General features: G+C 63.8%; 28 protein-coding genes. 18 read left to right on the top strand and 10 right to left on the bottom strand.

Translation table 11 applies throughout. The features are described from left to right. Positions 1-165 precede the first annotated feature (165 nt). Together BLT65_RS21725 and BLT65_RS21720 are read left to right on the top strand one after the other, a co-directional pair. Positions 166-1,344, top strand: a complete 1,179-nt coding sequence (locus BLT65_RS21725) for a glycosyltransferase (protein WP_091780781.1) — start codon at positions 166-168, stop codon at positions 1,342-1,344. Next, the gene (locus BLT65_RS21720) at positions 1,341-2,012 is read left to right on the top strand and encodes a lytic transglycosylase domain-containing protein (RefSeq protein WP_091781170.1); all 672 of its coding nucleotides are present in this window, start codon (positions 1,341-1,343) and stop codon (positions 2,010-2,012) included. The genes BLT65_RS21725 and BLT65_RS21720 overlap by 4 nt, the downstream gene beginning before the upstream one ends. Before the next feature lie 42 nt (positions 2,013-2,054). Here BLT65_RS21720 and BLT65_RS21715 read toward each other — a convergent pair whose 3' ends face one another. Together BLT65_RS21715 and hpnA are read right to left on the bottom strand one after the other, a co-directional pair. Beyond that, positions 2,055-2,579, bottom strand: a complete 525-nt coding sequence (locus tag BLT65_RS21715; RefSeq protein WP_091780779.1) for a hypothetical protein — start codon at positions 2,577-2,579, stop codon at positions 2,055-2,057. Between the two features lie 142 nt (positions 2,580-2,721). Then, entirely contained in the window at positions 2,722-3,732 is a 1,011-nt protein-coding gene (hpnA, locus tag BLT65_RS21710) for a hopanoid-associated sugar epimerase (protein ID WP_042304378.1), read from the bottom strand. A gap of 190 nt (positions 3,733-3,922) precedes the next feature. Between hpnA and BLT65_RS21705 the strand changes: the two genes are divergently transcribed. Continuing rightward, positions 3,923-4,219 (top strand): acylphosphatase, encoded by a 297-nt coding sequence (locus BLT65_RS21705; protein ID WP_035998698.1) that lies wholly within the window; start codon positions 3,923-3,925, stop codon positions 4,217-4,219. A gap of 80 nt (positions 4,220-4,299) precedes the next feature. Here the strand turns inward: BLT65_RS21705 and egtD are convergent, their stop codons facing one another. Then, positions 4,300-5,280: an L-histidine N(alpha)-methyltransferase gene (egtD, locus tag BLT65_RS21700; protein WP_042304377.1), complete on the bottom strand. Its 981-nt coding sequence runs from the start codon at positions 5,278-5,280 to the stop codon at positions 4,300-4,302. 487 nt (positions 5,281-5,767) lie between these two features. On the opposite strand from egtD, the gene rarD reads away from it, so the two are divergent. After that, on the top strand, positions 5,768-6,658 hold the full coding sequence (gene rarD / locus BLT65_RS21695; RefSeq protein WP_007582947.1) for an EamA family transporter RarD: 891 nt from the start codon (positions 5,768-5,770) through the stop codon (positions 6,656-6,658). 40 nt (positions 6,659-6,698) lie between these two features. Here the strand turns inward: rarD and BLT65_RS21690 are convergent, their stop codons facing one another. Further along, positions 6,699-7,244: an Mpo1 family 2-hydroxy fatty acid dioxygenase gene (locus BLT65_RS21690; protein ID WP_091780776.1), complete on the bottom strand. Its 546-nt coding sequence runs from the start codon at positions 7,242-7,244 to the stop codon at positions 6,699-6,701. A 98-nt stretch (positions 7,245-7,342) separates the two neighbouring features. Here BLT65_RS21690 and BLT65_RS21685 point away from each other — a divergent pair, with 98 nt between their 5' ends. After that, positions 7,343-8,056: a Crp/Fnr family transcriptional regulator gene (locus tag BLT65_RS21685; RefSeq protein ID WP_091781167.1), complete on the top strand. Its 714-nt coding sequence runs from the start codon at positions 7,343-7,345 to the stop codon at positions 8,054-8,056. Between the two features lie 193 nt (positions 8,057-8,249). Continuing rightward, a complete protein-coding gene (locus tag BLT65_RS21680) occupies positions 8,250-9,971 on the top strand; it encodes a tetratricopeptide repeat protein (protein WP_091780773.1) in 1,722 nt (573 codons plus the stop codon). Positions 9,972-9,994: 23 nt separating this feature from the next. Here BLT65_RS21680 and BLT65_RS21675 read toward each other — a convergent pair whose 3' ends face one another. From BLT65_RS21675 to BLT65_RS21665, 3 genes are all read right to left on the bottom strand, one after another. Continuing rightward, positions 9,995-10,252 carry a hypothetical protein gene (locus tag BLT65_RS21675; protein ID WP_091780770.1) on the bottom strand — a complete coding sequence of 86 codons (258 nt, stop codon included), beginning with the start codon at positions 10,250-10,252 and terminating at the stop codon, positions 9,995-9,997. After that, positions 10,245-11,003, bottom strand: a complete 759-nt coding sequence (locus BLT65_RS21670) for a DNA/RNA non-specific endonuclease (RefSeq protein WP_091780765.1) — start codon at positions 11,001-11,003, stop codon at positions 10,245-10,247. The genes BLT65_RS21675 and BLT65_RS21670 overlap by 8 nt, the downstream gene beginning before the upstream one ends. A 228-nt stretch (positions 11,004-11,231) precedes the next feature. After that, a complete protein-coding gene (locus BLT65_RS21665; protein WP_042304371.1) occupies positions 11,232-11,591 on the bottom strand; it encodes a DUF3564 domain-containing protein in 360 nt (119 codons plus the stop codon). A 220-nt stretch (positions 11,592-11,811) separates the two neighbouring features. Between BLT65_RS21665 and BLT65_RS21660 the strand changes: the two genes are divergently transcribed. The 3 genes from BLT65_RS21660 to BLT65_RS21650 all read left to right on the top strand — a co-directional run bounded on the left by BLT65_RS21660 (position 11,812) and on the right by BLT65_RS21650 (position 14,456). Next, entirely contained in the window at positions 11,812-12,234 is a 423-nt protein-coding gene (locus BLT65_RS21660; protein ID WP_035998670.1) for a rubrerythrin family protein, read from the top strand. A 280-nt stretch (positions 12,235-12,514) separates the two neighbouring features. Next, complete coding sequence (locus tag BLT65_RS21655) at positions 12,515-13,852, top strand: heterodisulfide reductase-related iron-sulfur binding cluster (protein ID WP_091780762.1); 1,338 nt, start codon at positions 12,515-12,517, stop codon at positions 13,850-13,852. 22 nt (positions 13,853-13,874) lie between these two features. Continuing rightward, positions 13,875-14,456 (top strand): DUF3501 family protein, encoded by a 582-nt coding sequence (locus BLT65_RS21650; RefSeq protein WP_091780759.1) that lies wholly within the window; start codon positions 13,875-13,877, stop codon positions 14,454-14,456. Here BLT65_RS21650 and BLT65_RS21645 read toward each other — a convergent pair. Next, complete coding sequence (locus BLT65_RS21645; RefSeq protein WP_042304368.1) at positions 14,453-14,917, bottom strand: GNAT family N-acetyltransferase; 465 nt, start codon at positions 14,915-14,917, stop codon at positions 14,453-14,455. The genes BLT65_RS21650 and BLT65_RS21645 overlap by 4 nt on opposite strands. A gap of 102 nt (positions 14,918-15,019) precedes the next feature. Between BLT65_RS21645 and pdxR the strand changes: the two genes are divergently transcribed. The 6 genes from pdxR to BLT65_RS21615 all read left to right on the top strand — a co-directional run bounded on the left by pdxR (position 15,020) and on the right by BLT65_RS21615 (position 20,206). Continuing rightward, positions 15,020-16,489, top strand: coding sequence for a MocR-like pyridoxine biosynthesis transcription factor PdxR (gene pdxR / locus BLT65_RS21640; RefSeq protein WP_091780757.1), 1,470 nt, complete (start codon positions 15,020-15,022; stop codon positions 16,487-16,489). Positions 16,490-16,540: 51 nt separating this feature from the next. Continuing rightward, the gene (locus tag BLT65_RS21635; RefSeq protein ID WP_091780754.1) at positions 16,541-16,873 is read left to right on the top strand and encodes an ArsR/SmtB family transcription factor; all 333 of its coding nucleotides are present in this window, start codon (positions 16,541-16,543) and stop codon (positions 16,871-16,873) included. After that, entirely contained in the window at positions 16,870-17,406 is a 537-nt protein-coding gene (locus tag BLT65_RS21630) for an SRPBCC family protein (protein ID WP_042304365.1), read from the top strand. The genes BLT65_RS21635 and BLT65_RS21630 overlap by 4 nt, the downstream gene beginning before the upstream one ends. Before the next feature lie 83 nt (positions 17,407-17,489). Continuing rightward, positions 17,490-18,578 carry an alpha/beta fold hydrolase gene (locus BLT65_RS21625; protein WP_091780751.1) on the top strand — a complete coding sequence of 363 codons (1,089 nt, stop codon included), beginning with the start codon at positions 17,490-17,492 and terminating at the stop codon, positions 18,576-18,578. A gap of 85 nt (positions 18,579-18,663) precedes the next feature. Beyond that, positions 18,664-19,791: a 3-deoxy-7-phosphoheptulonate synthase gene (locus BLT65_RS21620; RefSeq protein WP_091780748.1), complete on the top strand. Its 1,128-nt coding sequence runs from the start codon at positions 18,664-18,666 to the stop codon at positions 19,789-19,791. Between the two features lie 91 nt (positions 19,792-19,882). Then, complete coding sequence (locus tag BLT65_RS21615; RefSeq protein ID WP_091780745.1) at positions 19,883-20,206, top strand: thioredoxin family protein; 324 nt, start codon at positions 19,883-19,885, stop codon at positions 20,204-20,206. A 334-nt stretch (positions 20,207-20,540) separates the two neighbouring features. Here the strand turns inward: BLT65_RS21615 and BLT65_RS21610 are convergent, their stop codons facing one another. Together BLT65_RS21610 and BLT65_RS21605 are read right to left on the bottom strand one after the other, a co-directional pair. Next, on the bottom strand, positions 20,541-20,822 hold the full coding sequence (locus tag BLT65_RS21610) for a hypothetical protein (RefSeq protein WP_091780742.1): 282 nt from the start codon (positions 20,820-20,822) through the stop codon (positions 20,541-20,543). Positions 20,823-20,875: 53 nt separating this feature from the next. After that, positions 20,876-21,856, bottom strand: a complete 981-nt coding sequence (locus BLT65_RS21605) for a glutathione S-transferase family protein (RefSeq protein WP_091780739.1) — start codon at positions 21,854-21,856, stop codon at positions 20,876-20,878. A 161-nt stretch (positions 21,857-22,017) separates the two neighbouring features. On the opposite strand from BLT65_RS21605, the gene BLT65_RS21600 reads away from it, so the two are divergent. The 3 genes from BLT65_RS21600 to BLT65_RS21590 all read left to right on the top strand — a co-directional run bounded on the left by BLT65_RS21600 (position 22,018) and on the right by BLT65_RS21590 (position 25,311). Next, entirely contained in the window at positions 22,018-22,932 is a 915-nt protein-coding gene (locus BLT65_RS21600) for a LysR family transcriptional regulator (RefSeq protein WP_091780736.1), read from the top strand. Positions 22,933-23,152: 220 nt separating this feature from the next. Beyond that, positions 23,153-23,773 (top strand): cytochrome b, encoded by a 621-nt coding sequence (locus BLT65_RS21595; RefSeq protein WP_091780734.1) that lies wholly within the window; start codon positions 23,153-23,155, stop codon positions 23,771-23,773. Continuing rightward, positions 23,773-25,311: a glycosyltransferase family 2 protein gene (locus BLT65_RS21590; RefSeq protein ID WP_091780731.1), complete on the top strand. Its 1,539-nt coding sequence runs from the start codon at positions 23,773-23,775 to the stop codon at positions 25,309-25,311. Before BLT65_RS21595 ends, BLT65_RS21590 begins: the two co-directional genes overlap by 1 nt. The last annotated feature ends 151 nt before the right edge of the window (positions 25,312-25,462 follow it).

The following is a 25,462-nucleotide window of genomic DNA, read 5'->3' as shown; positions in this document are numbered from 1 at the left end:
GCGGCGCATTCTTGAACGTATCGAAAACGCGGTCTATCACATATTCGGTGGACGGCTAGTACACGATTTCCACGATTGGCGCAGCGTCGCAGGTGTTGCTGGCGCGCCGCGTCCGTCGCCGCGCCTTGGAGACGCAAAGCGCGCGGCTTTCATAGAGGGCAATGCATGATTGCGGCGGTTCTGTTTCTGTTGGCGTGTCTGTCGCTGTTGATCTGGTGTGTGCTGCTGTTCGCGCGCGGCGGCTTCTGGCGCGCGCAGCCCGCTGCGCCGCTCGCGCCGGAGACGCGCGACGCATGGCCGGGCGTCGCCGCCGTGGTCCCGGCGCGCAATGAGGCGGACGTGATCGCGCGGGCCGTCACGTCGCTGCTCGAGCAGGACTATCCGGGCGAATTTCACGTGATCGTCGTCGACGACCACAGCACCGACGGCACCGCCGACGCTGCCCGTGCCGCCGCGCTCGCGCTGCGGTGCCCGGACCGGCTCACGGTAATCAGCGCGAAGCCGCTGCCGGTGGGCTGGTCGGGCAAGGTCTGGGCGCAGTCGCAGGGCATCGACGCGGCGCGCTCGGTCGGTTACACACCGGAATACCTGCTGCTCACCGACGCCGACATCGGCCATCCGTCAGACGCGTTGACGCAGCTCGTGATGCGCGCCGACGTCGAAAAGCGCGACCTCGTTTCTCTGATGGTCCGCCTGCGTTGCGACTCGTTCTGGGAAAAAGCGTTGATTCCCGCCTTCGTGTTCTTCTTCGCGAAGCTGTACCCGTTCGCGTGGGTCAACAACCCGCGCAACCGCACGGCGGGCGCGGCGGGCGGCTGCATGCTGGTGCGCCGCACGGCGCTGGAAGAAGCGGGCGGCATCGAATCGATCCGCGCCGAGCTGATCGACGATTGCAGCCTCGCCGCACGCATCAAGCATCGCGGCGAAGGGCGTCACCCGATTCGCCTCGACGTGGCGGCGCGCAGCGTCTCGCTGCGCCCGTACGACAGCTGGCGAGAGATCTGGAACATGATCGCGCGCACCGCGTTCACGCAGTTGCGCTATTCGGCGTGGCTGCTGGCGGGCACGCTGCTCGGCATGACGATCATCTACCTCGCGCCGCCCGTCGTCGCCATCGTGCTCGGGGCGAAGGGCTGGCCCGCGTGGCTCGCGTGGGCCGCGATGTGCTGTGCCTACGCGCCGATGCTGCGCTACTACCAGCGCTCGCCTCTGTGGGCGCCGTTCCTGCCGCTGATCGCGCTGTTCTATGTCAGCGCGACGTTCGGCTCGGCCGTGCGCTACTGGCGCGGCAAGGGCGGCCAATGGAAGGCGCGCGTGCAGGCGCCAGCCGGGACGAATCAATGAAGCGGCTTGTCTGCCTGATCGTCGTCGCGCTTGGCTTGATGCAGGGCGCTTTGGCCGACGATCAGACCCGCCAGGACCGCACGTCAGATTATCTGCGCCAGAAGTTCGGCCTCGCGAAGGAGAAGGCCGAGCAAATCTCGAACGCGGTGCGCACCGCCTCCGAGAAGTACGCGCTGCCGCCCGCGCTGATTCTCGCGATCATCTCGATCGAATCGCGCTTCAAGGAAAAGGCCAAGGGCGGCAACGGCGCGACCGGGCTGATGCAGGTTGTGCCCGGCGCGCACAAGCGCATGCTGAAAGACGTGAAGGACCTGACCGATCCGGAGACCAATATCGAGGTCGGCTCCGCGATTCTGTACGGCTACATGAAATCGGCGGGCGGCGATCTGAATGCCGCGCTGAAGAGCTACGGTGGCTCGCAGGCGTATGCGGAGAAGGTCAACGGCCGCGTGAAGACGTTCGCGGAAGTCGTGGAGGCGGATGCCAGCGCGGGATCAGGCGCGGACCAGCCGCTGCCGTCGCGCGACGGCGGGTGCGATGCGCGCTACACGTCGCTGTGCATCGGGCCCGTGGTCTACGTAAGTCCCATCGAAGAAGCTGCGAGCAGCCCGAGCGTCACGCAGCGCGCGACCAGTCTGCTCAATTCGTTGCTGCCGCTGTCGCACTGAACGGCGGCAATGCCGGGTGCCGACGGCTCGCGCCGTCGCGCATCACTTCTGCGTCAACATCATGTACATCTGGATGACCGTCTCCGGCGAGAACTGGAACGGCACCCAGCCATGTCCCGTATGGCGCATCACGAGTAGACGGTCGCCGTTTGTTTGCTTCTGCACCGCCATGGCCGGGTTCTTCGTCGATACGAAACGCCAGCCGGGGGGCAGGTTCGGCGGGACTTCGGGCTGCATCGACGCGCGCGCGTTCGACAGTTCCTCGATCAGCTGACCCAATTGCAGCGGATGCAGCGTGACCGACTTGCCGCCGATGGTCATCGTGATTTCGTTCTGGCTCGGGCGCTCGATATGCAACGTCGGCTTTTCTTGCGCGGCTTCCTGCGTTTGCGGTTCCACGGGCGCTGCTTCGACCGCCGTATCCTCGGCGGCCGTTTCCTGCGCGGCCGCCTCTGCGCCGTTCACATGCTGATCGGTTGCGGTCGCGGCCTCGCGCGAAGCCGTGACAACCTGGATGAGCTGATCGACGCCCATTTCGAGTGCGCCAATCTGTTCCTTAAGATTCATGCGTAGTTCTCTGGTAAGACCCGCGATTTTACCTTCTGCACGCTGGCGGTAGCCTTCGTGCCTGCATTGCGAGTTGTAACAAAGCGTGTGCGGGTCACGCACGAGGCGCGATCCAATGCGCTCGCCGCTTTATGCCCAGACGTCACGCTTTCAGATAGCCCGCCTCGCGGAACCAGTCGAGCGCGTCGCGCAAGCCTTCGCGGTACGGCCGCGCGCTGTAGCCAAGCTCGCGCTCCGCTTTCGCCGACGTGAAGTACATCTTGTTCTTCGACATCTTCAGCCCGTCGACGGTGACGAATGGCTCGCGCTTCGTGAACTTCGCGACGGCTTCCGCGCCCATCGCGAGCGGATAGAGCGGCCAGCGCGGCAGCGCGATGGTCGGCGCCTTGCGTCCGACGATCCCGGCGATATCCGCAAGCATCTGCTGCAGCGGCAGATTTTCACCGCCAAGAATGTAGCGCTCGCCGATCTTGCCGCGTTCGAGCGCGAGGAAGTGCCCCATCGCGACGTCGTCGACGTGTACCAGATTCAGCCCTGTATCGACGAACGCGGGAATCTTGCCGAGCGCCGCTTCGACGATGATGCGGCCCGTCGGCGTAGGCTTCACGTCGCGCGGGCCGATGGGCGTCGACGGATTGACGATCACGGCGGGCAGGCCGTCGTTCGCGATCATCCGCTCGACCGCGCGCTCCGCGAGCACCTTGCTGCGCTTGTACACGCCGATCGCCTGCTGCGGCGTCATCGGCGAGGTTTCGTCGACCGACGCGCCCGAGCCCGTCACCTTCAGCGTCGCGACGCTGCTCGTGTAGACGATGCGCTCGACGCCTTCCTTCAGCGCGGCGCGCATCGTCGCTTCCGTGCCTTCCAGATTCGAGCGCTCGATCTCCAGCGGGTCCGGCGCCCACAACCGGTAATCGGCCGCGACGTGCAGCAGATAGCGCACGCCGCGCAGCGCGGCGCGCATCGACGCCTCGTCGCGCATGTCGCCGACCGCGATCTCCGCATCGAGCGATTCGACGTTGCGACGCGGGCTGGTCGGACGCACCAGCACGCGCACGGCGAAGCCCTTTTGCTGCGCGATGCGCGCGACGGCCGAGCCGACGAAACCGGATGCGCCGGTGACGAGTACGAGATCGCGAGTCTGATCGGTCATTGCTTGCCGTGTTCCTGATTGCTGCCTGACGGGCGCATGGTTGAAGGTTTGCAGAGGTCGGATTGTACGTGCTGCCGATCGCGCGCGCCGCGCTCGCGGGCTCCGCGTGTCGAGGCGTGCATGAGCAAAGCGCGCGCGGCGCGACTAGAATGCCCGCGTAAACTCATGAAGGCATAAAGGAGGGAAGAGCATGTCCGGCACGGATCTCGATTCGCGGATCGAAACGTATTACGTGCGGGTGCGCGGCATGGTGCAGGGCGTTGGCTTTCGTCACGCGACGGTGCGCCAGGCGCATGCGCTGGGTATCCGGGGATGGGTGGCGAATCTGGAAGACGGTTCTGTCGAAGCGATGTTGCAAGGGCCGGCGAACCAGCTCGACCGGATGCTGTCGTGGCTGCGTCACGGCCCGCCGATGGCGCGCGTGACGGAAGTCACCCACGAAGAGCGCGCCAGCGACAAACGCTTCGAGCGCTTCGAACAGCACTGACACAAGCGGCTTGTAAAAAAGCGCGCGGGCGTGAGCCTCGCGCGCTTCGCGTTGCTTACCTCAACATCACGCGACGCCCATCAACGCGCCACCAGCAGGCTTTCCGCAAAGCCCCAATCGCGCTCGATCCATTGATGACTGCACGTGAAGCCCGCGTCGTCGGCGATCGCATGCAGTTCTTCCGGACGATACTTGTGGCTGCTTTCTGTCCAGATCGTCTCGCCTTCCTGTAGCTCGACGGTCAGCCTGGCCGCACGCACCTGCGCGCTCACGCGCCGCTTCGCGCGCAGATGCATTTCGATGCTGCGCACATCCGGATTGAAGCGCGCGACGTGTTCGAACGCATCGAGCGGGAAATCGCCGTCGAGTTCGCGGTTGATTCGCGCGAGCAGATTCAGATTGAACGCGGCCGTCACGCCGATGGGATCGTCGTACGCGGCGATCAGCACGGGCACGGGCTTTTCGAGGTCGGTGCCGAGCAACAGCGCGTCGCCGGGCGCGAGCATGTTGCGGATGTCGCGCAGAAAGCGCGTGGCCGCAAGCCGCCCGAAATTGCCGATCGTGCTGCCGAGAAACAGCACGAGCAGCGGCTCGTCTTTCGCGCGGCGCTTGCTCACTTCAGCAAGCCCCGCGAGATAGTCGCGCTCGTAACCGACGATCGAAATGCGTTCGATATCGCCCAGTTCGCGGCGACACAATTGCAATGCGGTGCGCGAAATTTCAATTGGGCTGTAAGTAGTAGGGCGCTTTTTACAGAGCGCTTCGAGGATGCGGCGCGTCTTGCGGCCACTGCCGCTGCCCAGTTCCGCGACGATTGCATCGTGTGGCAAGTGCGCGACGATATCGCCCGCGTGCTCGGCGAGCAGGCGTTCTTCGGCGCGCGTGACACCGTACTCGGGCAGCGCGGTGATCACTTCGAACAGCGCCGAACCCACTTCGTCGTAGAGATACTTCGACGGCAATTCCTTCTGGGGCTGCTTGCTGAGGCCAGCGCGGACGGCGGCGGCGAACTCCGGCGATACGTCGTGCGATAGATGTTGCGATACGGCTGGCTGAGTCATGTTGGCTCCGTGTTGTCTCGTTCCAGTGATGACTTGCGGACTGCGGAAGAGCGAATGCGTTGGAGTGAGTGGACCGGCAAGCGTTCAAGCGTGAGCGCGTTCGATGACGGGCGCGTGTCCGCCTTCGGTGCATTCTGGCGCCTGATCGCGCGGCAGCGAATTGAAAGCCGTGCGGGCGCGGCCATGAGCGGAACACGGAAGCAAGAAGCAGGCTAAAACGGCAGCCTCGTGTTTCCGCTGATGAATCGCCGACGGCATGCGGCGTGGATATGAAACTAGTTTTTATAGTGCATCGGACGTGAATATGCACGGACGCAATGTGGCGGAAAAAGACGGACGATCCCCGCACTACCGCTAGAATGCGCGCTTCGCGCGACGAAGCGGGCTTCACATCGGGCAACGCTTGCGCCGCGCAGTTAAAACAAGACTTAACTATGGACGACACATCTCACGGCGTCGCGCCTGGCTTCCCGCAGCGGACCGGCCGATGAACGCCTATCAACCGGGACGCGGCATCGCGTTGTCCGTGAGCGCATCGACGCTCTTTGCCCTGATGTCCGTGTACGCAAAGCTGCTCACGCCGTTGACGGGGCTCGATATCTTCGCGTGGCGCGTGATCTGGACCGTGCCGGGCGCTTTCGCGTTGATTGCCTTGCGCTCGCGGCTGCCGCAACTCAAGGCGCTGTCGATGCGTGTGATCCGCGAGCCGCGCACGGCGCTTTTGCTGGCCGTCAGCGCGGCGTTGCTCGGCGCGCAGCTATGGGTGTTCCTGTGGGCGCCGCTGCATGGCCGGATGCTGGAAGTATCGCTCGGCTATTTCCTGTTGCCGCTGACGATGGTGCTGCTCGGCCGCTTCTACTATCACGAGCGGCTGGAGCCGTTGCAGTGGCTCGCGGTCGGATGCGCGGCGCTCGGCGTGTTGCACGAACTGTGGGTGACGCGCGCGTTCTCGTGGCCGACGCTGCTCGTGGCGATCGGCTATCCGCCGTACTTCGTGTTGCGGCGCAAGATCAATGCCGATTCGCTGACGGCGTTCGCGCTCGAAATGTCGCTGCTGCTGCCGTTCGCGCTCGCGATGGCGCTACACGGCGGCTCGCTGGCGCTGCTGTCGGGCCGCGTCGACATGTGGCTGCTATTGCTGCCGGGACTCGGCGCGCTGAGCACGGTCGCGCTCGCCACATATCTGAAAGCGAGCCGTTTGCTGCCGATGGCGCTATTCGGCATTCTCGGCTACGTGGAGCCGGTGTTGCTGGTGATCGTGTCGGTGACGCTACTCGGCGAGTCCTTGACGGCTCAGCAGCTTGGCACGTACGTGCCGATCTGGATCGCGGTGGGGCTGACGGGCTTGCATAGCGCAAGGCTGCTCGCGCCACGTTGAATGCCTGTGAGGCCGTCGTGTAGCTCAGACGGCCGCTGCCTCAGGACCGATGACGCGTGACCCCGTGCGCCGCATCGACCCGCGTCGGGCCCGCTTTGGCTTCGATTGCCGCGCGCAACGCGGGCCGCCAGCCGAACGCGAATAGCGCTTCGGCGAGCACGAACAGCGGTCCGATCAGCAGGCCGATCACATCGTCGATGAATGCGGGCTTGCGATGCTCGTACGCGACGTGTCCCACGAACTGGAATACCCAGCCCACGACGAACAGGCCGATGCCCGACGCAAGCCACGTCAAGGTGGGCTGCTCCGCAAGCCACGCGCCGCACGCCACGCACAATATCGACACCACGGCCATCATCAAGCCGAGCGGCACATCAAGCACGAAGTAGTAGATCACGCTCAGGCCGAACAGCACCCACGCCGGCGACAGCGGTATCGGCAGCTCAGCAATTGCCCACGCGGGCCGGCTCAGCAGCACGGCGAGCGCGAGCACGATCATCGGAATGCCGATGAAGTGCGTTGCGATGTTGCGGCGGTCGCGATGATAGGCGGCGTATTGCGCAAGCTGGTCAGTGAGCGTTCTCATGGATGCCGTTCCGTGTCGAAAGTCATCATAATCGCGGGCGGCGCGCCGCGACACTTTCGGCTAGCCGACAATTCAACCGCCAAAGCGCGCTTCGACCGATGACATCGACTGAGCTTTTCAATCTGCTCGACCGCAGCGCCTGGTTTCGCGCCGCGCCCGATGCATTGCGCGCGCAACTGATCGAGCTCGGCCGCACGCGACGGCTGCCGGCGGGCCAGCGCCTTTTCAATCGCGGCGATGCCGACGACGGCTTCTATTGCGTGCTCGACGGATTGATGCGGATCGGGTCGATTACCGCGAGCGGCAGGGAAGCGCTGCTCGCAGTGATCGAGCCCGTCAACTGGTTCGGCGAGATCGCGCTGTTCGATGGCCAGACGCGCACGCACGATGCTTATGCCGAGCGCGACACGCTGCTGTTTCATGTGCCGCGCGCGGCGCTCACAGCGCTGCTCGAACGCACGCCCGCGTTCTGGCATGCGTTCGGCCTGCTGCTCACGCACAAGCTGCGCCTCGCGTTCGACGCGATCGAGGAGGCCGCGCTGCTGCCCGCCGCGCAACGCGTCGCGCGGCGTCTGTTGCTGATGGCGGGCGGATACGGCGGCGGCGCGGGCGCGCTGCGGTGCGTGTTCAAGGTGCCGCAGGAAGACCTCGCGATGATGCTCGCGCTGTCGCGTCAAACTACGAACCAGATTCTCAGGCAGTTTGAAACGCAAGGCGCGCTCGCGTTGCGCTACGCGGAGATCGAGATCGTCGACGCGGAGAAACTGCGCGTCTTCGCGGTGTCGACGAACGACGATGCCGCGCGTGCCTGATCGCGAATAACACCTCGTCAATCCGACGGACTTTAGAGATAGGTCATCGGCCGGCCAAGGTACCATCGCCTATACTTTTTTTGCCGCCGTTTGTCGCGGTGGCCGCGCATCTTCTCATTCCCGCTCGCCCGCCAGGCCAGGCCGATGCTGCGCGGCGCATCTCCAGAACTATTAAGAATTCCAAAGGATTGAAATGAATCCGTCAGTTCCCGCGCTATCGCCCGCCGAGCGCTATCAGGAGTCGGTTTCGCTCTATTCGTCCGGGCGTCTGGCGGAGGCGCTTGCACTGCTCGACGAGATGCTGCAGCGCGATCCCGCCCATGCGCAAGCCATGCAGCTCGCGGCTGTTTGCCTGAACGAGCTGTATGACGAAGCAGATGCAAAGAACCCAAAGCCCGTCGTCGACGACACGCTCGATCTGGCCGAAGCGCACAACGATCTGGGCGGCTGGTTTTACGGACGCAAGCAGTTGACGCAGGCCGAGCACGCGTACCGCCGCGCGCTGTCGATCAAACCCGATCTGCCGAAGGCAATGAACAATCTCGGTCTCGTGCTGCGCGATCTTGGGCGCGAGCTGGAAGCCGAAGCTTCGTTCCTGCACGCGCTCGCCATCGCGCCCGACTACGTGATGGCACGCAACAACCTCGGCGTGCTGTTGTGGCAGCTCAAGCGCCTGCCGGAGGCAGAGGTCGCGTATCGCGACGTCGTCAGCCGTCAGCCGGGCGACGTCAGCGCGCACAACAATCTCGGCTTGCTGCTGCTGGAACTCAACCGTGTGCCGGAAGCGGAGCAGGCGTGCCGCCAGGCGCTGGCGCTCAATGCCGATGTGCCCGAAGCGCACAACAATCTCGGCAACGTGCTGTGGCAGCAAGGCCGCATCGCGGAAGCCATTGCCGCATACCGCCAGGCGCTGGCGCTGCGGCCCGACTACGTCGGCGCGAAAGCGAACCTCGCGTTGCCACTGCTATGCATCGGCGATTACGTGCAAGGCTGGGCGCTCTACGAGTCGCGCTATCACGAAGCGGTCGGCACGCGCAGCGTGTTTCCGCCGCCCGTGCCGTATCCGCAGTGGCGCGGCGAGCCGCTGAACGGTAAATCGCTGCTCGTGTGGCCGGAGCAGGGCTTCGGCGATGGCCTGCAATTCTGCCGGTATGTATCGATGCTGAAGGCGCGTGGCGCGGGGAAGGTGAGCGTCGCTTGCCAGCCGCCGTTGCGGCGGCTTTTCGAAAGTCTCGAAGGCGTGGATGCGGTGTATTCGCTCGACGGCGAGACGACGATTCCCCCGCACGACACCTGGTGCCTCATGCTGAGCCTGCCGATGCTGTTCGGCACGACCGTCGACACGATTCCCGCGTCGACGCCCTATCTGCGCGCGCCCGCCGCGCTCGCGCAGCATTGGCGCAGCAGGTTGCCGGAAGGCGGGTTCAAGGTCGGCCTGGTGTGGGCGGGCGATCCGCGTCCGCACGATCCCAGTTCCAATGCGATCGACCAGCGCCGGTCACTGACGGCGCTGTCGTACTTGCCGCTGCTGCGCGTGCCTGGCATGACGTTCGTGAGTTTGCAGAAAGGCGCCGCGACCCGCCCGCAGATCGAAGATCTGCCCGCCGGGTTTCGCCCGTTCGATCCGATGGACGACGTGCAGGATTTCGCCGATACGGCCGCCATCGTCGAAAACCTGGATCTGGTGATTACGGTCGATACGTCGATGGCGCATCTGGCGGGCGCGCTCAACACGCCCGTGTGGATTCTGTCGCGCTATGACGCGTGCTGGCGCTGGTTCCGCGACCGCGACGATTCGCCGTGGTATCCGACTGCACGGCTTTTCCGGCAGACGTCACCTGGCGACTGGGAAAGCGTGGTCGAGCAGGTCGCGCAGGCGCTGGCGAGCCTGCGCGAGCCCGCCGTGTCGCATTGACGCTTGACGCTCCGCGCCGGACGCTAGAACGGATTGTCGATCACGCCCGGCTTCGCGTCGGGCTCTTCCTTCACCTGTTCCGGCAGATGCGATTCCGCCTGAAGCGCGGCGACGATGCCGTCGAGCGCTTCCTTCAGGGCCAGCGCCGCTTTCAGACCGCGCTTGTCCTTCGTGATGGCGAGCGTGCCGTTCACGACGACGCGCGTGGTGCCGTTCGACACCGTCAGCGCGTCGCCCTGGATGTTGAGCACCTCGTCGTCGTTCGAATATGCTTTAAACACCTTTCAGCCCTCCCGGATGCTGGTCTTTCAGGCCTTCCGGAATGCCCGGAAAGCGGATGCCGCTCATCGCTTCGAGATCATGCACCGACTTCAGGTCGTAGTGGTCGGTGGCGACGTTGTCCGCGACGATCGCGAACGCGAGTTTCTTCGACGGCACGTAGACGACCTTGAACAACTGCGTCGGCACGAACACGCGCGTCGGCCCGATGGTCTGCAACTGTCCGCCGATGAACATCGGGCCGGTGACCACGTAGATGTCGTCGTATTTCATCGACAGCTTGCGCACGGCCGTTTCGATGCGTGACCACATGCGCTGATTGTTCTCGCGGTTCTGCGGCACGATGTTCGCAAGCGAGAACGATTGTGCCATCGCCTCCGCGTTCCATCGGTTGCCAGCCGGGCTCATATGGCCGCGATCGAAACCGCTGCGCTTGTAGTCGGCGAGCGTCGCGCCTTCGCCGTCGGGCAGGCGCGCGTCCTCGAAGAACTTGTTGGTGCGCACCATGTTTTTTGCGGCTTCGATGTGGTCTCGCGTCAAATGCTCGGCGGACCACAGCGGACCATGCGTGATGCCTGAATGCAGAACGGCGAAATCCGAGTAGCACAGCATGCGCGACTTCGGCGTCATTTTCGCGTTCGTCAGCACGGGCCATTGGGCGTTGGGCGTGAAATCCGTGCAAGACGTTGCTGCCCACGTGTGAGTCGCGTGACTCGCGGCCACGATAAGCAGGCTGACTAACCACTTCTTCATAGATCGGAAAGGCGAATGAGGGGGGCCGCAAGTATAGCCGCGCGACCTATGCACAATGCAAGGGCTTACACGCCGTTACGCGCCATCGCGTCGACGTATCGGCAAAACCGTCACGACGCAATGCCGCACGGCAAATTCTGCGCGTTCGACGGCGAGAGATGGGAGTGACTGAGGAAAGGCCCGCGTCGGCCAGGGGGCGAGCGGCGCGGGCGTGAATACGAAGCAGGCTTAGCGTCCGAACACGCTGTGCTCGGCGTTGACAGGCAAGCGGTCAACGGCCTGCAAGCGCCAGTAACCATTCATCCGCGCATGCGTGCGGTCCGACGACCACGCCGCGCTGCCCTGTGCCGAGCTGACCCGCTGCCGTCCGTCCACGTGCAGGCCATTCAACGTGCATAACGGCGCTTCTGCGCTCGGCGCGCAGAGCTTGGTGACGCCGTTCTCGTCATGGAGTTCGCCCCATGGGGGCAGGTCGATCCCATCGTGTGCTTCTCTCGACCAGCGACACTCGTCCGTGTCGAGCCAAAGCACGGCGTAGTCGTGATTGACGGTGGGGTCCGAACCGTTGATCAGTATTGTCAGCCGCATGCAGAAATCCCCCGGTGAAAGATTAAGTATGTGCGCTTCCTCAGTCTACTTCGGGCCAACGGTTATGCAAGGCAAACAGCTATCGGGCGGATTGAAAAACCCAATTGGGAACGCATCACCGACCTCCTAGATTTAAGGCACGGCTCAGATGCGCGCGTCGGGCCGGTCGTTGCCATCAGAAACGCGCGCTCCCACATACAGGCTTTGGATGGAGGCTCAGATGGCGCAACTCAAGGGTTCGAAGACGGAGGAGAATCTGAAGGCCGCATTTGCGGGTGAATCACAGGCCAATCGCCGCTATTTGTATTTCGCAGCGAAGGCCGATGTCGAGGGACAGAACGACGTCGCGGCACTATTCCGCTCGACGGCGGAAGGCGAGACGGGCCACGCGCATGGCCACCTCGAATATCTGGAAGTCTCGGGCGATCCGGCGACGGGGCTGCCGTTCGGTTCATCGCGTCAGAATCTGCAAGCGGCGATTGCGGGCGAGACGCACGAATACACCGACATGTACCCCGGCATGGCAAAGGCCGCGCGCGAAGAAGGCTTCGACGAAATCGCGAACTGGTTCGAAACGCTGGCCAAGGCGGAACGCAGTCATGCGAATCGCTATACGAAGGCATTGGAGGCGCTGGTCGATTGAGTGGCACGCGCCGGCTGCGCGGCTGGCGCGTGTTGTCGCTTCCGTTTGGTGCAGGCTTGGCATGCAGACGGACGCGATAGTGCGGTACAAACGCGAGACGAAGTGAGACGATCACGATTTCGCGCAGCGCATGCGCAAAAAAAGAATGAATGCGCTTATGAGAAAGAAGCGCATAAAAAACCCCCACAGCATTGCATGGGATGGGAGTAAGCCTGCCCGCCATGCATGGGACCAGAGTAGGCGCTAAAGCGCCAACACTGATCGACAGGAGACGCACGCCATGCCTCACAAGGAAGGCAGTCTCGAAGCGCCCATTCGCCATCCGCTCGACTGGCAATCGGACGCGTTCTACGATCCGGACGCGATCGATCAGGAATTGACGCGCGTGTTCGACATCTGCGCCGGCTGTCGCCGATGCGTGTCGCTATGCGGCGCATTTCCCGCACTGTTCGACCTCGTCGACGAAACGGATACAGGCGAGGCGCACGAAGTCGACAAGAAGAAGTTCGGCGCGGTCGTCGATCAATGCTATCTGTGCGACCTGTGCTACATGACGAAATGCCCCTACGTGCCGCCGCACCAATGGAACGTCGATTTTCCGCACCTGATGCTGCGCGCGAAGGCTGCCGCCTTCAAGCGCGGAGACGTACCGTTGCGCGACAAGTTCCTGTCGAACACCGATGCGCTCGGCACGTTCGCCGGCATTCCCATCGTTACGCAGACGGTCAACGCGGTGAACCACACGCACGCTGCGCGCGGCATGATGGAAAAGGCGCTCGGCGTCGACAAGGACGCCTGGCTGCCCGACTTCGCCACGCGCAAGTTTCGCAGCGCCGCGAAGAAATCGCCGCAGGTGCAGACCAGGGACGGCGAGCGTACGCCCGGCAAGGTCGCGATCTACGCCACCTGCTACGTGAATTTCAACGAGCCGGGCATCGGTCACGATCTCCTGGCTGTGCTTGCGCACAACGACATTCCCTACGAACTGGTATCGAGCGAGGCGTGCTGCGGCATGCCGTTGCTGGAGCAAGGCAACCTGCAAGGTGTCGCGGCGAAGAAAGAGAAGAACATGCCCGTGCTCGCGCGCTATGCGCGCGACGGCTACGCGATCATCGGCGCGATTCCGAGTTGCGTGCTGATGTACAAGCATGAGCTGCCGCTCATGTTTCCAGACGACCTGGACGTGCGCGCCGTCAGTGAAGCGTTCTGGGACCCATTCGAATACTTCATGGCGCGCCATCGTGATGGTCTGCTGAAGACCGACTTCAACACGCCGCTTGGCAAGGTGTCGTATCACGTGCCGTGTCATGCGCGCGTGCAGAACATCGGACGCAAGACGTCGGAGACGTTCGCGCTCGTGCCGGATACGCAGGTGACGGTCGTCGAGCGTTGTTCCGGTCACGCAGGCACGTTCGGCGTGAAGAAGGAATTTCACGCGATGGCGATGAAGATCGGCACGCCCGTCTTCAAGGCGATGGCGCAGCCTCAGCCCGATTACATCTCATCCGATTGCCAGCTTGCCGGTCATCACATCGAACAGGGTTTCGACGAGAACAGTTTGCCGAAGACGCCGCTCGCGCATCCGTTGACGTTGCTGCGCAAGGCATACGGCCTTTGATCTTCAATTTGCGAGGATAACGATGAGCATCGCGAGGAACTCCCTGTTGTCGCTCGAAAACTATGCGAAGCAGCGCAAGACGATGCGCGAGCGGATCATCGAGCACAAGAAAAGCCGTATCGTCCGGTTGGGCAATCACCTGACGTTCCTGTTCGAAGACGAACTGACGATCCGCTACCAGATCCAGGAGATGCTGCACATCGAAAAGATCTTCGACGAAGACGGCATTCAGGGTGAACTCGAAGCGTATCTGCCGCTCGTGCCCAACGGCAGCAACTTTAAGGCGACGCTGCAGATCGAGTACGAAAACGAAGTCGAGCGACGCGCGGCGCTCGCGCGGTTGATTGGTATCGAAGACAGCGTATTCATGCGGGTGGACGGCGAAGAGTCCGTCTACGCGATCTCCGACGAAGACCTCGAACGCGAGAACAACGAGAAGACCTCAGCCGTGCATTTCGTTCGCTTCGAACTGACGCCTTCGATGAAATCGCGACTGCGTGACGGCGCGGCGTTGCTTATCGGCTGCGATCACCCGGGCTATCCCGTCGACTTGCAGCCGATTGTGGACGACGTGCGCCGCTCGCTCGTCAAGGACCTCGCTTAAAGCGGCTTCCGATACACGACGAAGCCCGACAGGTCCGCGATCTTGTCGTAAAGCTGCATGGCCGTTTGATTCGACTCGTGCGTGAGCCAGTACACGCGTTCGGCGCGCGCGGCCTTTGCTGCCGTGTAGACGGCTTCGATCAACGCGCGGCCCACGCCCTTGCCGCGCTCGGATTCGAGCGTGAACAGATCGTGCAGATAGCACGTCGGTCCCGCCATCAGCGTGCTGCGGTGATACAGATAATGCACGAGGCCGCTTAGCGTGCCGTCGGCGCGCTCGGCCACCATCGCATGCATCGGCTCCAGTCCGTCGAAGAAGCGCGCCCACGTCAGTTGCGTGATTTCGCGCGGCAGCGCTGTTGCGTCGAAGCGGCCGTAGAAACGGTTATAGCCGTCCCACAACGGCAGCCATGCTTCGTAGTCGGCGGGAACGACAGGGCGGATCTTCACAGCTTGCGTCACGAGTAGCGCTCCTTTCCTATATCGACGGGTATGGACGAAGCATAGGGTTTCTGTGGCACTATTGTTAGCTCCACCTCGAATGCAAAATCTGGAGCCACGCAATTGGACTACGGGCTGCTGATGTCGCGCTTCGCGAGCCAGGCGGCGGGCCGCAGGCTCACGCAGCAAACGCTGCTTTACGAAAGCCTGCGTCACGCCATCCTGAACGGCGACATTCGCCACGGCAGCCAGCTCGTGCCGACACGCGCGCTCGCCGAGCAACTCGGCATCGCGCGCAACTCGGTGCTGTACGCATACGAACGGCTTGCTGAAGAAGGCTTCATCGCGGCGAGCCGTCACGGGTCGATCGTCAGTTGCGTCGCGCTGCCTTCGGCGAGCGCAGAAGAGGCCAACGTCGCGCCTGTCAGCCGCCTGTCGCGGCGCGTCGCCAGTCTGCCGCACGATCGCGCCGCGCGCGGCATGCGTTCGCCGTTTCAGGCGGGCGTACCCGCGCTCGATGAATTTCCCGTCGCGCAATGGCGCGCGTCGATGGAGCGCGCATGGCGATCCGTCGATGCGCGCGATCTCGGTTACGGCTATCACGCGGGTCATCCGTCGCTGCGGCGCGCGGTGGCCGAATATGTGCGCGTGTCTCGCGGCGTGCGCTGCACGGCCGATCAGGTGTTCATCACATCGGGCACGCATACGAGCCTCGACCTGTGCGCGCGCATGCTCGCCGATCCCGGCGATACCGCATGGCTCGAAAACCCCGGCTATCAGGGCGCGCGGATCGCCTTCCAGGCAGCGGGCCTGAACATCGTCCCGATTCCCGTCGACGCCGCCGGACTCGCGCCCACGGACGCACACTGGCAGCGCACGCCGCCGCGCCTCGTCTACATCACGCCGTCGCATCAATATCCGCTTGGCAGCGTGCTGAGCCTGGAGCGGCGCTGGTCGATCATCGACAACATCGTCGAGCGCGGCGCATGGATCATCGAGGACGACTACGACAGCGAGCTTCGCCACAGCGGTCCGCCGCTGCCGTCGGTTCAGGGTCTGCGCGACGCGGCGCCCGTCGTCTATCTCGGCACCTTCAGCAAGACGATGTTTCCGGCGCTGCGCATCGGTTTCATGATCGTGCCGGCGAGCCTCGCGCCGGAGATCGGCGGCGTGATCGGCGAGATGTCGCGGCAAGGGCGCGTTGCGGATCAGGTCGCGCTGGCGGATTTCATCGAAAGCGGCAAGTACGCGCGCCATTTGCGACGCATGCGCCGCATCTACCAGCAGCGGCGCGAAGCGATGGTGAGCGCGATTTATACGCACATGCGCGATCTCGTGACCGTTTCATCCGATGGCAGCGGCATGCATCTGACGATGCGCCTTGATGCGCCGCTGCAAGATCGTGATGTCAGCGGCGCGTTGCGCGAGCAAGGCATGTCGGTTTCGCCGTTGAGCACGTACTGCCATCAAGGTGAGGACGCGGAACGCTACAACGGTTTCATGCTCGGCTACGCGGGCGTGCGTCCCGAGAAGGCCGACCGGCTCGTTGCCGAACTCGGCGCGGCGATTCGCGCATTGATGCGAGGCAAATAATATTCAACTGAATGGTTGAATAACGTCGAGACCCTGCCTATACTCGGACCGATGAACGAGTCCGCTCTCGACGGCGTGTTTCGCGCGCTGTCCGACCCCACCCGGCGCGCGATGCTTGCGCAGCTCGCCGCCGGCGAACGCAGCATCGGCGAACTGGCTGCGCCGTTCGCGATGTCGTTCGCGGCGGCGTCGAAGCACGTCAAGGTGCTCGAAGGTGCGGGGCTGATCCAGCGCCGGGTGCAAGGGCGCTCGCATATCTGCCGGATCGACCCGGCTCCGCTCGCCGCCGCCGACGCGTGGCTGCGTTTCTACGAACACTTCTGGAGCAGCCGGCTCGACGCGCTCGAAGGCCTGCTGCGCAATTCCAAGGGGGATACACGATGAACCAGAACGAACCACTCGGCGTTTTCGACGACACGCAGGTCGTGCGCTTCGAACGTCTGCTGCCTGGCCCGATCGAGCGCGTGTGGGCGTATCTGACCGAGTCCGACAAACGCAGCCAGTGGCTGGCATCCGGCGCGATGCCGCCGCAGCCCGGCGGCGACTTCATGATGCGTTTCGATCACTCGCTGTTGTCGGCGTCGCCTGAGGTTCCGCCCGAGCCGTATCGGCAATACGCGGGCGGGCATGATTCGCTGCACCGGCTGTTGCGCTTCGAGCCGCCGCATGTGCTCGCGTTCACATGGGGCAGCATTCAGGACAATCTGTCGGAAGTGACCTTCGAGCTGTCGGAGGCGGGCGATCAGGTGAAGCTCGTGCTCACGCATCGCAACCTGTCAGGCCGCGACGAGCAACTGGATGTCGGTCCCGGCTGGCACAGCCATCTCGACGTGCTGCGCGAGCGCCTGAACGGCACCGCGCCCGCGTCGTTCTGGACGATGTTCGAGAGAATCAAGGCGCGCTACGACGCGCTCTGAGGTTCGCGGGGCACGCCCGCACGCGCGTTTCCGTCATCGTGTACGATCGCAACCCATCGCGTACACGTTGACGGAGACCAACAGTGTTTCGTTCGATTCTCACTCGTCTTGCATTACTGACGGCTTTCGCATTCGCGCAGACCTTGTCTGCTGCCCACGCCGCCGACGCTTCCACCGATCCCACCGAACATGCCGCCGACTTCATCGCGCATGACTTCCATTTCTCCGACGGCACGATCTTTCCCGAGCTGCGCATCCACTACGTGACGCTCGGCACGCCGCAGCGCGACGCGCACGGCGAGATCACGAATGCCGTGCTGTTGCTGCATGGCACGACGGGTACGGGCAAGGCGTTTCTCACACCGCTGATGCGCAAGGAACTGTTCGCCGCCGGCGAGCCACTCGACACGCAGCGCTACTTCATCGTGATTCCCGACGGCCTCGGGCGTGGCGGCTCGTCCAAACCGAGTGACGGCTTGCGCACGAAGTTTCCGCACTACGGCTATGGCGATGTCGTCGAAGCGAATCACAGGCTGCTGGTCGAAGGGCTGAAGGTGCGGCATCTGAAGCTCGTGCTCGGCACATCGATGGGCGGCATGCAGACGTGGATGTGGGGCGAGCGCTATCCGGGCATGGCCGACGCGCTGATGCCCATCGCCAGCCAGCCGATCGCGATGGCGGGCCGCAACTGGCTGTGGCGGCAGATGATCGTCGGCGCGATCCGCAGCGATCCGGGCTGGCAGGACGGCAGCTACACCACGCCGCCGACGCAATGGACGCGCGTGATGCCCGTCTTCACGCTGATTACGGGCAACGCGGCACGCATGCAGGAACAGGCGCCCGACCGTGCGGCCGCGACGCGCATGACGGAATCGATCGTCGCGGATGCGGCGAAGACCGATCCCAACGACGTGCTGTACTGGTTCGAGTCGTCGTGGGATTACAACCCGGAGCCGGATCTCGGCGCGATTCGCGGCCGCCTGTTCGCCGTCAATTTCGCCGACGATCTGATCAATGCCACCGATCTGAACGTGATGCAGCGGCTGATCGACAAGGTGCCGCAAGGGCGCTATGTCGAGATGCCAGAGACGGCGCAATCGTACGGACACCAGACGCTCGCGCACCCCGAAGTGTGGAAGCCTTATCTGATCCAGCTGATGAACGGCGGCTGAAGCCCGCGCGGGAGGCCGGCTGCGTCTCCCGCGCGGCGAGTGAGATAATCCACATTCGCCCCAAAATGCAGAGCTGGAGAATAAAGTGAGCCGCATCGACAACCCCACACGCGACCAGGAAGCCGGCGTCGCCGATTCCACCCAGGACATCACGCGCATCGACGACACGCGCATCGGCGCGGTGCGTCCGCTGATCTCGCCGGCGCTGCTGCTCGACGAACTGCCGTGTCCGCCCGGCGTGCAGACGCTGGTTGAACAGAGCCGCGTCGAAATCGCCGATATCCTGCATGATCGTGACGACCGGCTGGTCGTCGTCGTCGGTCCGTGCTCGATTCACGACCACGATCAGGCGATGGAATACGCGCACAAGCTGAAAGTCGCCGCCGATTCGTTGCGCGATGATCTGATGATCGTCATGCGTGTGTACTTCGAGAAGCCGCGTACGACGGTTGGCTGGAAAGGCTATATCAATGATCCGCGTCTGGACGGCAGCTTCCGGATCAACGAAGGGCTGCGTCGGGCGCGCGAACTGCTGCTCGAGATCAGCGGGCTTGGTCTGCCGACGGGCACTGAGTTTCTTGATCTGCTGAGCCCGCAGTACATTGCCGATCTGATCGCCTGGGGCGCGATTGGCGCGCGTACGACTGAAAGTCAGAGCCATCGGCAGCTAGCTTCTGGCCTGTCGTGCCCGATCGGGTTCAAGAACGGCACTGATGGCGGCGTGCAGATTGCCGCTGATGCGATTGTCGCTGCGGCCGCGAGCCATGCGTTCATGGGTATGACCAAGATGGGCATGGCTGCGATCTTCGAGACGCGTGGCAACGATGACGCGCATGTGATCTTGCGTGGCGGCAAGAAGGGGCCGAATTATGATGCTGCGGGTGTCGAGGAGGCTTGTGCCGCGCTGCGTAAGTTGGGGTTGCGGGAACAGGTGATGGTCGATTGCTCGCATGCTAATTCCAACAAGTCGCATGAGCGGCAGATTGAAGTCGCTCAGGATCTGGCTAACCAGTTGACGGGCGGGGATAAGCGGATCGTTGGGGTGATGATCGAGAGCCATCTCGAAGCCGGGCGGCAGGATCTCAAGCCGGGTGTGCCGCTTGCTCGTGGGGTGTCGATTACTGATGCTTGTATCGGGTGGGCTCAGACTGAGCCTGTGCTGCATACGCTTGCGCAGGCTGTTCGCGCGCGGCGGCAGGCTGCGGCGAAGTGACGGCAAGCCGTCGGCAGGGTTCTTCGACTACGGGCAACATGGCGTGTGACGCGCCGTGTGACGCGCTGCGTTGTCCGGCGCATGGAGGCTTATGACTAACGCGAATCAATACTCGAAGGTCGCGCCGACGCGCGCGGATGTTGATGCGATGGCAGGTGTGACTGTCGTCGAATTCGGCACCGACTGGTGCGGGTATTGTCAGGGTGCGCAGCCTGTGATCGGTAAGGCCCTTGCCCAGCATCCGGGGACTCGGCATCTCAAGATCGAGGACGGGCCCGGGCGGGCGCTCGGGCGTTCGTTCAAGGTTAAGCTGTGGCCAACGCTGATCTTTGTGCGTGATGGCGTTGAAGTGGCGCGGGTGGTGCGGCCCACCGATGCCGCTCAGATTGAGGAGGCTTTTGCCACTGTGGCGTGATTAGCGGTGTTTCTGCTTTTGCGCTGGCATCCGCGTTTCGTTAGCTTGCTTCAAGCGTCGCCCCTGTGCGGGGCGGCACCTACTTTTCTTTGCCGCCGCAAAGAAAAGTAGGCAAAAGAAAGCGGCTCACACCGCTAATTCTTGTTCTTGCCCACGGGCCCCCTACGGCCCCGTCCTTCGTGCGGCAACATATCAGTTCATGCCCGTTGCCAACGCTTTGAACAGATGCCTCCCCCGCTTCAGACACCCGCACAAGCGCCGGCGTCAGCGAACGGTTTGTGCCGCCCAGGTGGCAAACTGTGTGTAGGTTGTCGGGATTTCTTCGGCAATCGCCTTAGCCTTTCGGGTCGCCGAACAGGCTGCTCAGATCTTTCGTGTCTTCCGACAGGTTGTATTCCTTCTGCACCGCCTTGAGCGCTTCGTCCACGGTGCGGTCGAAGCCAATTGCATTGCCGAAATTTTTCATCGTCCAGTTGCAGCCGCTTGCGTCGGGTTCCTGCATCTGCGGACGCGGCACGCGGATCTTTACGCCGTCTTCGACCACCTCCGGCGCGCGCTCGATGCGGCGTCTCACCTCGTCCTGTAGCTGGGATGCGGTGCGTGTCTTGCGTAGCATGAGCGTCTCCTGCACTGTTGGCTAAAGTCGCTGGACAGTCTAGCGCAACGGCTTCACACAAACCGCTTGCGATCGTGCGGCGCACTGAAATCCTGCACCGGGCCGAGCGGTACGATGCCCGTCGGGTTCACCGAGCCGTGGCTCTCGTAGTAATGGCGCTTGATATGCTCGAAGTTCACCGTGCCGGCTACGCCCGGGTGCTGGTAGATGTCGCGCGTATAAGCCGACAGATTCGGATAATCCGCGATGCGCCGCAGGTTGCACTTGAAGTGGCCGAAGTACACGGCGTCGAAACGGATCAGCGTCGTGAAGAGCCGAATGTCCGCTTCCGTCAGCCGGTTGCCCGTCAGGAATCGCTGCGTCGACAGTTTCTGCTCGAGCCAGTCCAGCGTCTCGAATAGCGGCGCGACGGCCTCTTCGTACGCCGACTGTGTGGTCGCGAAGCCCGACTTGTAGACGCCGTTGTTCGCCGTGTCGTAGACGCGCGCGTTGATCGCGTCGATCTCGGCGCGCAGCGGCGGTGGGTAGAAGTCGCCCGGCTCAGCGCCGAGTTCGTCGAACGCCGAGTTCAGCATGCGGATGATTTCCGACGACTCGTTGCTGACGATCGTCCGTTGATGCTTGTCCCACAAAATCGGCACGGTTACGCGGCCTGTGTAGTGCTTGTCCGCGGCGACGTAGACGTCGCGCAGATACTTCGCGTGATTCAGCGTGTCGGGCACGACGCCCGGGCCGTCGGCGAAGGTCCAGCCGTCGCCGAGCATCAGCCAATGCACGACCGAGACACTGATCATGTCTTCGAGGCCCTTCAGCGCACGCACGATCAGCGTGCGATGCGCCCACGGACACGCAAGGCTCACATACAGGTGATAACGTCCCGCTTCCGCTTCGAAGCCGTCGTTGCCGCTCGGGCCGGCTTCGCCGTCGGGTGTGACCCAGTTGCGGAAGATGGCGTCCGTACGCACGAAGCGGCCGCCCGTCGACGCCGTGTCGTACCATTTGTCCTGCCATTGACCGTCGACTAACAATCCCATTTCGCTGCTCCTTCTATCCCGCGTTCCCAGCCCGCGCGATATGCGCTGCGCCGCTGCGATGCCAGCCGCGCGGCAAGACATCGCCAGAAGACCCTATGATGGACCGCCATTCGGGTTTTGCCGTACGATTTTCCCGTTGATCTCATTCGACAGGTTCGCACATGTTGACGGATGAAGAGCTTGCGCTGCTCGAAGCGATTCGTGAAAGCGGCAGCTTGTCGCGCGCCGCGGCGCGGCTCGGCAAGGCTCCGTCGACGGTGTCGCACGCGGCGCGCCAGCTCGAAACGCGCTTCGATGCGCTGCTGTTCGACCGCCGCCGCTATCGGCTGCAACTGACGCCCGCCGGCCAGCTGCTCGCCGAAGAGGCCGCGCGCCTGATGCAGGACGTGTCGCGCATGACACAACGCGTGCGGCAGATCGCGAGCGGCTGGGAAGACCGGCTGTGGATCGTCACCGACGAACTCATGGAGTTCGAGACCTTCATGCCCGTAGTCCACGCGTTCGATGCGCTGCAATCGGGCGTCAAGCTGCGTCTGACCACGGAAGTGCTCAGCGGCACCTGGGAGGCGCTGCGCGACGGCCGCGCCGACGTGATCGTCGGCGCGACCAATGAGCCGCCCGCCATTCCCGGCCTGCGCTGGTTCGAGCTGGGCGTGGTCGACTGGGTGTTCGCCGTGTCGCCGCGGCATTCGCTCGCGAGCATCAAGGAACCGCTCAGGCGCGAACAGATCGCGAAGCAGCGCGGCATCGTCGTCGCGGATTCGTCGCGCGTGAGCGGCCGCGCGTATGGCCTGCTCGGCGGGCAGACTTCGCTCGCGGTGCCCAGCATGCGTGCGAAAATCCTTGCGCAGCGCGATGGGCTCGGCGTCGGCTGGTTGCCGCGCCAACGCGTGGCGTCGCTGCTCAAGCGCGGCGAACTCGTCGAGAAGGAAACCGCCGATCCGCGCGAACCGAATGTGCTGTACGTCGCGTGGCGCGGCGATCAGGAAGGCCGGGCGCTGAAATGGTGGCTCGACCAGCTGCGCGAACCGCGCTTTGCGAAACGGCTGGTGCAGGGAATCGATCAGTTCGCGTGAAGGGCGCCTCGCTTGTCCGGCCAGTCCGATGAACTGTCGGCGGGCGCGCGAAACAAACGGAAATACGACGGAAACCCGCGACTCGCACGTTGAAGGAATAAAGCGACCGGATGGGGCGTTCTGTTGATATGACGATTGCGGTGCGCCGCTTGCACGACGAAGATCCGCCGGCTTGCACATCGCTTTCGCCGTCCCTACCGATTTCCAACCAGAACGGCTCATGAACACTTCGACAACTTCCCGCACGGCCTCGCGCGACGGCATCGAGACGCTTTCCACGCCGGCGCACGCGTCCCGCTACACACGCACCGCGATGATCCTGCATTGGCTGATTGCCGTGCTCATCATCGTGAACGTGGTGCTGGGCCTTTCCGCCGATGCGCTGCCGGACGACTGGGTGCGCCCCGTCATCGACACGCACAAGTCGATCGGCATCACGGTGCTCGGCCTCGCGCTGCTGCGGCTGCTGTGGCGCGCGTCGCACCGGCCGCCGCCGTTGCCGCGCGAATTTCCGTCGTGGGAGCGGATGGCCGCGCACGTCGCGCATTTCCTGCTGTATTTCGTGATGATCGCGCTGCCGCTGTCGGGCTGGATGCACGACTCCGCATGGAAGGCGGCTGCAACGCATCCGATGCATCTGTTCGGCGTGATCCCGTTTCCCCGCATCGGCTTCATCATGAATCTCGATCCCGCCGTGAAAGAGCCGCTGCACGACAGATTCGGCGCGCTGCACACGTACCTCGGCTATGCGCTGTACGCCTTGCTGGCGATGCATATCGGCGGCGCGCTCAAGCATGAGCTGTTCGACCGTCATTCCGTCATCAAGCGGATGGTGCCGTGATGGATATCGATGTCATCGAAGACGCGACGCTGACGAACCACAGCCTGTCCGACGAGCCCACGGTGGTAGCGGGCGAGCGTCCAAGGCCGTCGCTGCGCGAAGCGCTCGCCGCCGCGTCGCCGCGCATCAACCCGCGCAAGGGCACCTGGCAGAGCGCCGTGATTCACGGCAGCGTGACCGCCTTGTGGCTGCTGCTGTTCGCGCGCGCGTTCTTTCTGCATGGCGCGCTCGCATGGTCGACGGGGATCGCTTACGTGCTGTACGACACGCTGCTGCTCGCGTTCGTCACCATCAAGACCTGGCCGCTGATCCGCCGCTCGTTGCCTGCGCACCGGTCGAAAGATGGCGGGAAACTACCCTCCCTGGGTGTCATCGTCGCCGCGCACAACGAGGCAGGCGTGCTGCCCGTGACGCTCGCGGCGCTGCTGCGGCAGATGCACGGCCCGGCGCAGATCGTGATCGCCGACGACGGTTCGACGGACGGCACGCGCGATCTGCTCACCGGCCGCTTTGGTCTGACGGAGCCCGGGTTGGGCATACTGAGCGCGCCGAGCAGCCGCTATCCGAATCTGTACTGGCTGCGCGTGCCGCACGGCGGCAAGGCGCTGGCGCTAAACGCCGCGATCGACGTGATGACGACGGACACCGTGATGACCGTGGACGCCGACACGTTACTCGCCGACGACGCCACGTTCGCCATGCGAGCGGCCTTCGCGCAGTCGCCGAAGCTGGTCGCGGCGACGGGCATTCTCGTGCCCGTCTGCAACCGCACGGCGAGCGGGCGCGTGTTCCAGTGGTTCCAGACTTACGAATACATGCGTAACTTCATCGCGCGCTTCGCATGGATGCGGGCCGACAGCCTGCTGCTGGTGTCGGGCGCATTTGCGTCGTTCCGGCGCGACGCGCTCGTGGCCGTCGGCGGCTTCGATTCGCAATGCCTCGTCGAAGATTACGAACTGATTCACCGGCTGCGGCGCTATTCCATCGATCACGACCTCGGCTGGGACGTGCGGGTGGTCGGCGACGCGCACGCGCAGACGGAAGCGCCTGCAACGCTTGGTGCGTTCCTGCGTCAGCGCCGCCGCTGGTTCGCGGGCTTCCTGCAAACGCAGTACTGGAACCGCGACATGACGGGCAACGCGCGATACGGCACGCTCGGCCGGCTGATGCTGCCCGTGAAGGCGTTCGACACGATGCAGCCCGTCTACGGCCTGACCGCGTTCGCGTTGCTGCTCGGCTTCGTGGTCGGCGGACATGGGTTGATCGTCGTGTCGATCTTCAGCGTGATCGGCCTGAAGACGGCGATCGACCTCGCGTTCTATCTGTGGAGTATCCATCTGTACCGCCGCTGGACGGGGCTGACGAGCGGCACGAGCCTGCCGATGGCTGTCGTTGCCGCGATTGCCGAGCCGTTCACGTTCCAGTTGCTGCGGCATACGGGCGCGGTGCTCGGCTGGCTGCAATTTCTACGTGGTGGCAAGACGTGGGGCAAGCAGCATCGCTCGGGTCTCGTGGGCGCGACGCAAAGTGCGCGTTGAGCGTCGTTGCCGCGTGTATCGGCGACGTATGAGGTTGTTGCGGGTTTATTGAGCGTTGCGGCTGCAACAAAATGGAAGGGCGGTGCTTCGGCACCGCCCTTTGTTTTTGGCGCAGCGGCGGGCGTCGACGCTCGTCCGGTAATGCCTACCG

It is taken from the genome of Paraburkholderia steynii (assembly GCF_900100565.1).
Lineage (GTDB): Bacteria > Pseudomonadota > Gammaproteobacteria > Burkholderiales > Burkholderiaceae > Paraburkholderia > Paraburkholderia terrae.
This window is presented reverse-complemented; position numbering and strand designations above follow the sequence as displayed.